Below are 10,037 nucleotides of genomic sequence, written 5' to 3' on the forward strand. Positions count from 1 at the left end.
TTACCAATCCATCTCTTTTTGTATATGAAAAATTAAAAAGTACAGTGCCGCTGTACGTTTATACAGTCTAAAAAGCTACTAGATCATTGGGGCAGCAAGTAAAATCAAAATATAACAGAGGGAAATAAAATGTATGCACTTACAAAAAGAAAGGAATTTTATAATGAAAAACACACTACCTACACACATGAAAGCAGCAATTATGCACAGTACAAGAGAAATTACAATTGAATCATTGCCTGTCCCGCAAATTGGTCACGATGAAGTTTTGATTAAAGTAATGGCCGTTGGAATTTGTGGGTCGGATTTACACTATTATACTCATGGCAGGATTGGTAAATACATCGTTGAGAAGCCGATTATCCTTGGCCATGAATGCTCAGGTGAGATTGCTGCTGTTGGAACGGCTGTTAATAGATTTAAAGTCGGTGATCGCGTTGCGGTTGAACCAGGTGTAACCTGCGGGTACTGCGAAGCGTGTAAAGAGGGTCGTTATAACCTTTGTCCAGATGTAGAATTTTTGGCAACGCCACCAGTAGACGGTGCATTTGTACAATATATAAAAATGCGGCAAGACTTTGTCTTCGCAATCCCGGATACACTATCCTTTGAAGATGCTGCCCTGATCGAACCCTTTTCTGTTGGAATTCATGCAGCGATGAGAACGAAACTTCAACCTGGATCAACCATTGCTATTATGGGAATGGGTCCAGTGGGGTTAATGGCTGTCGGTGCAGCCAAAGCATTTGGGGCAGGCACGATAATAGTGACTGATTTGGAGCCATTACGACTTGAGGCTGCCAAAAAAATGGGGGCAACTCATGTTATCAACATTCGGGATCAGGAACCACTCGAGGAAATCAAAAACATTACAAATGGCAGAGGGGTTGACGTTGCTTGGGAAACAGCCGGGAATCCAGCAGCGCTGCAATCCGCACTGGCTTCCGTTCGTCGAGGTGGAAAACTTGCCATTGTAGGATTGCCTTCCCAGAATGAAATCCCGCTAAATGTACCATTTATCGCAGACAATGAGATTGATATTTATGGCATCTTTCGTTATGCAAACACGTATCCAAAAGGGATCAACTTCCTTGCTTCTGGCATAGTTGACACCAAGCATCTTGTGACGGATCGATATTCGTTAGCTGACACAAGTGAAGCGATGGAACGAGCCCTTAATTTTAAAAATGAATGTTTAAAAATTATAGTCTATCCGAATGACTAAAACTGAACTAATGGAGAGGTATAATCTATGATAGAAACAGGACAATTAGCAGGATTGAAGGCCAAAGGCAAAAATAGTTCCCGCTCTAGTAAGACTAGTACTGGTTTATCCTGGTTAGAACGATTTGGATACGGACTTGGTGATATGTCGTATAATATTGTTTTCCAATTTGTTAACGCGTATCTCCTTTTCTATTATACGGATGTCGGTGGGATTCACCCTGCGGTTATTGCAACTCTATTCCTTGTCGTACGAATTTTAGATGCTATTTTTGACCCAGTCATGGGGATGATTTTAGATAAGACCAACACGCGGTGGGGGAAAGCAAGACCATATTTATTATGGGTCTCCCTTCCGTTCGCGTTATTCACTTTCCTGTGTTTTACCAACCCTCACTTTGGCCCGACTGGAAACATTATCTATGCCTATGTTACCTATATTTTGCTAGGAATGTCCTTTAGTATGCAAACGATTCCAGTTAACAGCTTAACAGCGCGGATTACTAATGACGTGCAAGAACGAACCGTATTAACGACTACTCGGATGATATTGGTTTATATAGGAATCCTACTATCCATTTCATTTGCAACACCACTTGCAACAGCATTTGGAGGGGAGAATCAAGAACTTGGATTTCAGATGACTGCTCTAGTCTATGCGATGGTAAGTATCGTTTTGAATCTCTTTAGCTTTTTTACAGTACGGGAGCGAATTGTCCCCAAAAAGAGCGAGAAACATGGAATTAAAATGACGTTATCTGTTTTATTTAAGAACAAGCCTTTGTTAATTCTAGCCTCATCATTTTTGGCGTTTGCTATTGGATTTAATATTAAACTTAGTACCATGGTGTACTACTTTACGTACAATATCCATCAAAAGGAATTAGTGTTTTGGGGAACCGTTTTATTTTTTGGGGCAGCGTTAATCAGTAACTTATTTATCCCTGTATTTTCAAAAAAATGGGGTAGAAAGAACGTGATGATTATCTCAGCTGCTATATCTCTTATTTCGTACATCGGGCTGCACTTTACTCCATATTCTTCAGTTACGTTAATTTTATTTTGGTTATTTGCTTCGGGCTTTTTTACCACTCCTTTAAATACGCTAGCTTGGGGTATGATTGCCGATTGTGTAGATTATGCTGAATGGAAAACTGGAGTTCGGGCTGATGGCGTGGTTATTTCCAGCATGAGTTTTACTAATAAATTAGGAGTTGCCCTCGCAGGGTCGTTCTCTGCCATTTATTTAGGGATAGCAGGCTATGTACCTAATGCAGTACAGACAGTAACTTCACTAAATGCTATTAAAAATATGAATGCATTGATCCCAGGACTTTTTATTTTACTTGCTGTATTAATCATAAGCTTCTATCCGTTAACAGAGAAAAAATATAAAAATATGATGTCAGATTTGGAGCAAAGATCAAAACAACCAGTTTAATTATTCTTTATATAAAAATTTAAATTTAGTAAATGAGTGTGATAGATGTGCAAAATAATATAACTAGAAATCTTTCAGTTGTCTGTGTTGGAGAATTATTAATTGATTTCTTTTGTACGGATATTGACAGGGATTTAATAAAGGGACGTCAATTTTTAAAAAGTGCTGGTGGTGCACCGGCCAATGTCGCAGCTGCCATTGCAGAATTAGGAGGGGGGGCAGCGTTTTGCGGAAAAGTAGGGAAGGATCCATTTGGGGTTTTCTTGAAACAAACATTAGACGCTGCAAATGTAGATACCTCTATGCTTGTCATGGATGAGAAAGTACCAACCACTTTAGCCTTTGTTTCATTAAAGAAAAGTGGAGAGCGAGACTTTGTATTCCATAGGGGAGCAGATGCTTTTTTGACCTTAGACGATATTGATCAAGATAAAATAAGGAATGCAAAGATTCTCCATTTTGGTTCGGCGACAGCTATGTTATCTGAGCCATTTTGCAGCACCTACCTAAATCTTATTTCCAATGCTAAAGATGAGGGACAATTTATTTCGTTTGACCCTAACTATCGAGGCGATTTATGGAAGGGAAGAGTCGATGAGTTTGTCACAATTGCCAAAAAAGCAATCGCTTTAAGTGATTTTGTTAAGGTAAGTGATGAGGAATTGGAGATTATCACAGAGACTAAAGATCATGAAGAAGGTGTTAGTCTCCTTCATGAAATGGGAGCGGAAATAATAGCAGTTACGCTTGGTAAAAGAGGAACATTGCTGTCTAATGGAAAGAAAAATGAGATTGTTAACAGCATTCAGGTTACATCCATTGATTCTACAGGTGCAGGTGATGCTTTTGTCGGAGCAGCCTTATACAGATTTGCTGACTCTGAACAACTCAAAACTATTAGTAATGATTTTGATACGCTCCATGACATCGTGTCTTTCGCAAATAAGGTTGGAGCGCTTGTTTGTACAAAAATAGGAGCTATTGAAGCATTGCCAAGTGGTTATGAGATAGAAATTGCTAAAGTTTGAATGTAAATTACAAAAATGACAAATATTCTACTCTTTGAAAGAGGCTTCTCGTAATGGTAATTATGAGAAGCCTCTTTTTTCATTTCTTCGTATCAACATAGCTACTTACCACATCGTCTTGTCAAGTAAAGTTTGTGTATTTAGAACTGTGCAAGGAACCCATTCTAACTCGGAAAAACAGGTAAATAGTGCTACGATTTTTAATATTTCCTTATATATAGTCAAAAAACCAACCCTTTGTCTTACTAAGAAAGAATCATATTCCCCTTATCCTCCGGCTGAAAATTCCCAGTTTTAATGTAAATTAGAAGGAAAGTACTAGATGAAATCCCACTCATTTCCAGAGGCGTTTGAATGTTCCCAGATCCTATGTTAAATAAATAGATAGGAATTTACTTCCAACGTAGTGTTATTGTCTGGAATTCGTGATTAATTAATTCCACGGCAAACTATAGGCAGAGGAGATGGAGAACAAGTGGCTGGACAAATTCGTATGACCCCAGCGGAGTTAAAAGCTAAAGCGACTCGCTATGGGCAAAGTTCACAACAAATTGAGCAAATTTTAAGGGACTTAACTAATTTACAAAATGAACTTCGTGGTGAATGGGAAGGCCGTGCCTTCCAAAGATTTGACGATCAGTTTAACCAGTTGAAGCCAAAAGTACAAAATTTTGCTCAATTAATGCAGGAAATTAATACACAATTGAACAAGACGGCAGATGCAGTTGCTCAACAAGATGAGCAATTATCGCAGAATTTTGGGCTTAATTAATTCATTTGCCTGACAAATGAAAGATGAGCATTAGATAAGTGGAATGTCATTAGGGGCTATGATCCCAAAAAACCAAAAGCCACGCGACAATTGTTGTGTGGCTTTTATTCTTTGTTTGCAGCTAGCAGGCAACTAAAAAAGTCTCCCAACATATTAAAATGTTTTTATATAAAAATAGAAATCATTTCTTTATTACATACTAAAAATTTCAGGGGTTGAGTGGATGAAAAGGGTTGAGCGGGGTGTCTTGTTATTTCTAGTGCTGATCCTTGCGCTATCTTCAGGCATCTCTTATCTGGCATTGAATCAAGGTTCAAATAGCAAAGCCAACACAGATGAGCAGAAAATGACCGTAGCATTGGTTAATGAAGATCAAGGTGCAAGTTTTAATGATAAGAACTATGAATTCGGTGCTGAATTTATCAAGAATATTGAGAAAGATGATACACATGACTGGTATGTTGTCAGTCGTGGAGTGGCTGAAAGCGGCCTTGCGCGGAATGTCTACAACATGATGATTGTCATTCCGAATGATTTTACAGAAAAGGCATTATCAATTGATTCGAAATCACCAGAACAGGTAGTATTGAACTACAAAATTAATGCTTCAGATAACAGCAATATAAAAGCAAAAGCCGAGAAAACGGCGAGCACTATCTTAGGAGATTTTAATCGCCAAATTATTGATGTCTATTTTGCTAGTGTCATTGGCAATTTACATGATGCTCAGGACAATATTGGTACATTGGTAAACAAGGAGCAAGTATATACGAACTTCTATAATCAATCGATCCATCGTCCCATATCCGGTTACACCGCTCAGTTTGGAGCTGTTGAGAGTAACACAAAGATATCGAGAGAGAGCTTTACCGGCTTACAGGACCTATTAAAGGGGTTTGAAACTAGCCTGGGTGAGGATGTAACCGCAAGCCATACCTACCAATCCAGCTTAGTGGATTTTACAAAACTGAAAGTGGCAAATGGTCTTTTAACAAAGGGTTTCTCTGGCCAGCTTAACATGTTAGATCGTGAAATAAATCATGGCGATGTCATGCAGCAATTAGATTATTTAACGTCAGCTAATAAGGCTATCAATGACCAGTTCCACCAGAATGGTAATCAGTCGGCGACTATTTTAACCGAATCAGCCGCCCTTCAAGCGTACCTGAAGGACACGAAGGATAAAATGGATCAAATGAATGCAGAGCTGTCGGACAAATTGGCATCAGATATGGAGCAATTAATTGCCGATAAGCTTAAGAACGAAATAAAACATAGTTCAGGTCAAGAGAAAAATGTTTCCTTAAGTCATATGTTTGCTGCTCCAGATAAAAATGCACGGGATACATTACAAAAGCAAATTGATCTGCTGCCAACACTTGATAGGAATGATTTAGACGGCCTAGGTCTAAGTGATCAAACCATCACCCAGCTAAAAAATGTCATAGCTGTCACCAATAAATACAATCAAGAGTTTGGTTATACCCCTAATCGTGATGCAAATGGGATTCCTTTGTCTGAAAAAGTAAAACAAGTCAAAAGTGATTTGATGACAAAGGGGGTAACTCTGACAGATACCGTAAACCTGCAGAAAAATAAAAAGAATGGGCAGGAACTTGCTCTATCGATTCCAAAAGAATTTGAGATTGAGAGAGTTTTATTATCTTTACCAAATAGTCAAGAAATGGATTATACTGAGTCATTTCTTCCGTACCAAAAAATTAAACTGCCTTCAACAGATGAAGGACAATTCACTGTAAAAGTTGATGTGAGACTTCAAAACATGGATGCAATCCTTGATGTTTTCCAGCCGATTACATGGAGTTGGGAACTCGATCAGAAGGATATAACCGATGTAGATCATCCAGAACTGCCAGGAATGGAAGAAGGAACTTCAGCTGAAATTAAAAAGAAAACCGAGCCATCCGTATCGTCCTATGAAAGTAATCAGCCCATAACAGTTGAAGAAATGGGCAAAAGTCCGAATGATACGACGAACGAAAAGACGGTAGAAAATCAAGAATTGACTCAACCAAGTGACAATGACAACAAAAGCATTATTGAGAAATTGGAAATCTTAAATAACCATATTACCCGCCAAGTGATGTCACCTCTTACCGGGGATTCGACAAGTGTTCTGATCAATGCTTCCAGCGATACCGTCAGTGATTTCCATAAGTTATTGGCTCTGTATAATTTATACTTTGGCATTGGTATAGATCAATTTAATCGTCAGGACCTAGTAAATGATTTGAATCAAACCAATCTGACGGATATGGCAGATGGGGATTCACTATATTATTTATTTAATAAGCAAGACATTGTCGATGTGTTAGCATCTTATATTGCTGAACAAATAACAGAGGAAATACGGGAACAGACAGAAGATGTAAAAGGCAAAATAGATGAATATATGCTGCTGGTTGACAATGCCAATCAAGATGCGGCCCAAATGTCGGAGCGTATTAACGAAACAACAGTACAAGCAGAAACTTTAAATACAAACCTTTCTGAGACGTTAAAAGATTTGGGAGCATGGCGCGAAGCAAGTCTCAATTTACAAACTGAACAAGCAAAAGTTTTGCTGAATGGGGACGAAGAACAACAGGCAGTTCTATCGATAGGAAATGAATTTAACTCGCTGCTTGCTGCAAGTCAGTCCCTAGCGGACCAGTCGAAATCTAATTTAACTTCCGCTGATTCGGTTTATCAAACCTTCGATGCAATCGATCGTCAAGCGAAGGAAATTCAAGCCAGTGGAACGACTTTAGTACAACAAGCAGGGAACCTTTCGAGTAATTTAACAACTAAATTGGCAGAGGACCAAAACTTTGCTGACAATTTCGCCGGGGTGCTAGCCAATAGCCGCATAGGTGAGCGGCCAAATGAAGATTTGTTAAGCTTTCTTTCAAATCCGGTCCAAACCAAGAATGCTGGGGTTATCGCTGCAGGTGATACCTTTACACCTTACTTTGTTGTCTTGATCTGTTTTATTGTCGCCTTATTTACCGCCTATGTTCTCTCTAATCATGAGCGAAAACGTCTGCAAGAAGACACATTTGCGGGAGAACAAACAATTGTTGGCAAGAATATACCGCTCACAATTATGACTGTGAGTATTGGTCTGGTTGAGGGGATCGTGATCGGACTGCTGTCAGCCTATTTACTGCAAATGAGTGAATGGAAATCCCTGCAATGGATCGGTTTAATCACGTTGATTATGGTCACATTGCTGATGGTGTCAGCTTATTTATTACGGCAGTTGAAAATGGCAGGTATGTTTATCCTTTTGGTGATTTTGAGCCTCTATTTATTCCTAACCGAGGCACTTGGACGTCACTTTGATCAATTTTCTGCCGCTGCTACATTAAGAGACTACTCACCTTTGCAATACATTGAGACGTTATTAATGAAGTTTGGAAGTGGAGCAGCTGATACGAAGTGGATTATTTTTGGCTTAGCAGCCCTGATGGTTGTCAGCCTTGCCGGTCATTTGTTTGTCTTTAATCGTTCGGCTAAAAGCGAGGAGGTTAATCATGAAGGAATTAATGAAGCTCTGTAGTGTTATCACTGTTTTTACAGGATTCCTTTTTATGTTTTCACTCCAGCCTTTGGCGGATGAAACCCTTGATCATAGCGGGAAAATTCGATTGCAAACGGAAAGGATTGGCCAAGATTCAGTTGAAAGAGAGAACTTAGAAACTCAAGACTATCAAGAAACGGAATTGGAAAAGTTGGCGCCGAACCTGTTTAAGGAACAAACGCAGGCTGCCCTCAAAACGAAACAAATAGAAATGGAACAATCCACGTCAGATTTACAACGAGGGCTTTTTGTTTCGCCGAGTAAGCCCGATATTACCCTGAAACATACCGAAAAGGTACTGTTTTCGAGTAATTATACAGTTCAATTTACTGCAGCTCCCTCCGAGAACGAGCCTGAGGATCAACAAGGTGGTTTTTTTAACAGCAAAACAATCACGACGTTCTTAGGGATGGTCGTGATTGGCTGCGGCGGGATCTTTACTATGATGAGAAAAACGCTTGGGTAAAGGAGGGGCCACCATGCCTAGTCAAACACATGTTAACGTGACCGTTGATTTTAGCAGATGGGGCAAAGGGCAGTATGACGTAAGAATTCCTGCGCACCAACCGATTAATCAACTGCTGGTGAATTTGGCAGAAACCTTAAATCTTGATCTTACAATGGCACCTCTGTTTGCAGTAAAGCTTTCCAATAAAAATCTCTTATTAGCAGATGACGATCGGCTTATCGATTACCCGGTAACCAATGGAGACCTTTTACTAGTTTTATAAGTATATAGAAACAGGCACTAATCTTTCTGAAGATGGCGCCTGTTTCGCAGGAAGGAGTCAGAACTCATGAATGAAATAAGCATCCAATGGGAGTCAATCACATACAAGTTTCTCATTCTTAACAATAGCTGGCAGCTGAACTTGCCGAAATCACAAACACGAGTAAAAGATGTTCGCCAATTGGCTTTAATCAATAACGACTCAGACTTATTCGTACCCGCAATGGTTGAAGAAGGAGACGATATGTTTACCTTCTCTTTTGAAGTCGACCCAAGGGCTAACACATGGGAAGATGTACAAAAGCTAAACAGGAAAGATAAACTACGCCTGTTGTACAATCTAGCTCGATTCAAAAAAATCCTAACCACGCGCATGACCTTCTTCTTACATCCCAACAATCTGATTTTTGATGATAATCTTTTACCATCTATCGTGTTTCGCGGTATCCGGGAGTTGATTCCCCCACATGAGCTGAACGAAGAAAAATTATTACTCCAATATAAATGTTTAATCGTCGCCTTATTTTCAAAAATGTATACCTTTGACGAGCTCTATTCTGGTTCATTGAAAAATGCCAAGGATACTCCATTTGAACGTCAAGTGGGTGAACTAGATGATTTCGATGCATTAATCAAGTTTTTGGAAGAACAGTACATAAAGGAAAAAATAGAGCTGGGAAAAACCATGGTACATGTACCTGCAAAGCGATTTCGCCTGTTTAAACAATTAACTTTTACTATGATTGCTCTTGCCGTTATATTGGCCGTGCCGCTCGTCTATCTGAGTTTTGTAAAAACACCTTTTCAGGAAGATCTCCTCGAAGCAGATCGTCATTTCTTATCCTTAGATTATGGGGACGTCATTAATGATTTAGAAGACCAAACACCTGAAGAATTACCAGATACTAGTAAGTATGTTCTTGCTTATTCTTTCATTAAAACTGAGAAGCTTTCGGAAGATCAGAAAGAGGTCATCTTGAAAAATATTAGTATAAAAAGTGATCCTAATTATTTGTTGTATTGGATTTACAATGGCCGGGGCGATTTTGCCAGAACGATCGACCTTGCCAAGTATATTGATGATCCTCAATTAATCATGTATGGACTAATCAAACAAATCGAACAGGCGAAAAATGACCCTGACTTAAGTGGGACAGAGCGTGAAAAGAAGGTTCAAAAATATCAAGAACAATATAATACATACGCTGATAAATATGGTCTGGACTCCATCCTAAACCAGCAGAACTGAGGGAGAGAAA

Annotated in this window: 8 protein-coding genes; all 8 read left to right on the forward strand. The window is 39.2% G+C overall.

The window, feature by feature from the left end; all coding sequences use genetic code 11:
* The first annotated feature begins 163 nt into the window (after positions 1 to 163).
* A complete protein-coding gene (locus CCK98_RS02335) occupies positions 164 to 1,225 on the forward strand; it encodes an NAD(P)-dependent alcohol dehydrogenase (protein ID WP_088090256.1) in 1,062 nt (353 codons plus the stop codon).
* A 27-nt stretch (positions 1,226 to 1,252) separates the two neighbouring features.
* Positions 1,253 to 2,665 carry an MFS transporter gene (locus tag CCK98_RS02340; RefSeq protein ID WP_088085116.1) on the forward strand — a complete coding sequence of 471 codons (1,413 nt, stop codon included), beginning with the start codon at positions 1,253 to 1,255 and terminating at the stop codon, positions 2,663 to 2,665.
* 59 nt (positions 2,666 to 2,724) lie between these two features.
* Entirely contained in the window at positions 2,725 to 3,693 is a 969-nt protein-coding gene (locus tag CCK98_RS02345) for a carbohydrate kinase (RefSeq protein ID WP_256942517.1), read from the forward strand.
* Between the two features lie 475 nt (positions 3,694 to 4,168).
* Positions 4,169 to 4,465, forward strand: a complete 297-nt coding sequence (locus CCK98_RS02350; protein ID WP_026565218.1) for a WXG100 family type VII secretion target — start codon at positions 4,169 to 4,171, stop codon at positions 4,463 to 4,465.
* 223 nt (positions 4,466 to 4,688) lie between these two features.
* Complete coding sequence (esaA, locus tag CCK98_RS02355; RefSeq protein ID WP_088085118.1) at positions 4,689 to 8,027, forward strand: type VII secretion protein EsaA; 3,339 nt, start codon at positions 4,689 to 4,691, stop codon at positions 8,025 to 8,027.
* On the forward strand, positions 8,002 to 8,514 hold the full coding sequence (gene essA, locus CCK98_RS02360; protein WP_088085119.1) for a type VII secretion protein EssA: 513 nt from the start codon (positions 8,002 to 8,004) through the stop codon (positions 8,512 to 8,514). The genes esaA and essA overlap by 26 nt, the downstream gene beginning before the upstream one ends.
* Before the next feature lie 13 nt (positions 8,515 to 8,527).
* On the forward strand, positions 8,528 to 8,779 hold the full coding sequence (locus tag CCK98_RS02365; RefSeq protein WP_088085120.1) for an EsaB/YukD family protein: 252 nt from the start codon (positions 8,528 to 8,530) through the stop codon (positions 8,777 to 8,779).
* A gap of 66 nt (positions 8,780 to 8,845) precedes the next feature.
* Complete coding sequence (essB, locus tag CCK98_RS02370; protein ID WP_088085121.1) at positions 8,846 to 10,027, forward strand: type VII secretion protein EssB; 1,182 nt, start codon at positions 8,846 to 8,848, stop codon at positions 10,025 to 10,027.
* The last annotated feature ends 10 nt before the right edge of the window (positions 10,028 to 10,037 follow it).

The organism is Bacillus sp. OV166, assembly GCF_900177675.1.
GTDB lineage: Bacteria > Bacillota > Bacilli > Bacillales > Cytobacillaceae > Neobacillus.

Excerpts from the sequence above, each read along its gene's own strand:
- CCK98_RS02335 (WP_088090256.1), top strand. The coding sequence starts at position 164 with ATGAAAAACACACTACCTACACACATGAAAGCAGCAATTATGCACAGT.
- CCK98_RS02340 (WP_088085116.1), top strand. The coding sequence starts at position 1,253 with ATGATAGAAACAGGACAATTAGCAGGATTGAAGGCCAAAGGCAAAAAT.
- esaA (WP_088085118.1), top strand. The coding sequence starts at position 4,689 with ATGAAAAGGGTTGAGCGGGGTGTCTTGTTATTTCTAGTGCTGATCCTT.
- essA (WP_088085119.1), top strand. The coding sequence starts at position 8,002 with ATGAAGGAATTAATGAAGCTCTGTAGTGTTATCACTGTTTTTACAGGA.
- CCK98_RS02365 (WP_088085120.1), top strand. The coding sequence starts at position 8,528 with ATGCCTAGTCAAACACATGTTAACGTGACCGTTGATTTTAGCAGATGG.
- essB (WP_088085121.1), top strand. The coding sequence starts at position 8,846 with ATGAATGAAATAAGCATCCAATGGGAGTCAATCACATACAAGTTTCTC.